Genomic DNA, 1,357 nt, shown 5'->3' with positions numbered 1-1,357 from the left:
TGATGACGTGGACGGCTCTCCACCCCTTCCGCAGGATGATCTGCGGATGAGTCGGAAGGAGAGCCACGATGGGGAACGTAACGACGATTGGTTTGGATCTCGCGAAGAACGTGTTTCAGGTGCACGGCGTTGATGCGGAGGGCGCGGCGGTGCTTCGGCAGCGACTGACGCGGGGGCGCATGTTGAAGTTCTTCGCCAAGCTGCCGCGGTGCCTGGTTGGCATCGAGGCGTGCGCCTCATCGCATTACTGGGCGCGCGAGCTTGTTGCGCTGGGCCACGATGTAAAGTTGATGCCGGCACAGTATGTGAAGCCATACGTCAAGCGCGGCAAGAACGATGCGGCCGACGCCGAGGCAATCTGTGAGGCGGTGACACGACCGACCATGCGCTTCGTCGGGATCAAGTCGCCCGAGCAGCAGAGCGCGATGATGTTGCACCGTGTTCGCCTGATCCTCAGCCGGCAGCGAACGCAGCTATCGAACGCGTTGCGGGCGCACCTAGCCGAGTTCGGGATCGTAGCGCCGATCGGCAGGAACGGGATCGATCAGCTTGTCGGCGTCATCGCTGACACGGCTGATGAGCGCGTGCCGATCGATGCGCGGATGTGCCTGGAGATGCTGGTCGCCCAGTTGAATATCGTGAAGCAGCAGATCCTCGAGAACGACCGTAGGATCATGGCAAGCGCACGCGAGACCGAGCTTGGCCGTAGGCTGATGGAGATACCGGGCGTCGGCCCGCTGCTCGCCAGTGCCATCGTTGCCACCGTGCCCGACCCTGCGATCTTCCACTCGGGGCGTAACCTTGCCGCCTGGATCGGGCTGGTGCCACGGCAGAACTCCAGCGGCGGCAAGGAGCGGCTCGGCGGCATCACTAAGGCGGGCCATCGCTATCTGCGCCAGATGCTGATCGTGGGTGCAATGGCGGTCGTGCGCTATGCCGAACGCAATGGAACGAAGCGGCCATGGCTCGTGCAACTGCTCGCGCGCCGCAAGGCCAAGGTTGCAGCGGTCGCGCTCGCGAACAGGAACGCCCGCATGATCTGGGCGATGATGGCCAGCGGCGAACGCTATCGCGAGCCGCAGGTCGCATAAAGATCGGCGCGGGAGTCCGCGTCAAAGAGGTTGGAAAGGGCAGACAAGAGCTGATGCATCAAGCCGGTTGAAACCGCCGGATCGGGAAAACCCACATCCGCCCAAGCACCTCGAGTGCGTGCAAGTGATCGGGACCCGAGACGCGCGAATGGCATTACGGCCAGCGGTGCTATGTGCCGCACCAACAGGTCGGACACATGGCCGCACCAACCAGCAATGCGATGCTCAATATGTCCCTTGCCAACGGAGGGCCGTCCACACATGGG

The 1,357-nt window shown here is 63.2% G+C and carries 1 protein-coding gene; it reads left to right on the top strand.

The genetic code is table 11. The features are described 5' to 3' along the window. Window positions 1-68 precede the first annotated feature (68 nt). Window positions 69-1,091, top strand: a complete 1,023-nt coding sequence (locus tag EWE75_RS24595; RefSeq protein WP_130160633.1) for an IS110 family RNA-guided transposase — start codon at window positions 69-71, stop codon at window positions 1,089-1,091. The last annotated feature ends 266 nt before the right edge of the window (window positions 1,092-1,357 follow it).

It is taken from the genome of Sphingomonas populi (assembly GCF_004208535.1).
In the GTDB taxonomy this organism is placed as follows: domain Bacteria; phylum Pseudomonadota; class Alphaproteobacteria; order Sphingomonadales; family Sphingomonadaceae; genus Sphingomonas; species Sphingomonas populi.
This window is presented reverse-complemented; position numbering and strand designations above follow the sequence as displayed.

Bases quoted from the DNA above. Each gene is read 5' to 3' on its own strand.
- EWE75_RS24595 (WP_130160633.1), top strand. From the start codon at position 69: ATGGGGAACGTAACGACGATTGGTTTGGATCTCGCGAAGAACGTGTTT.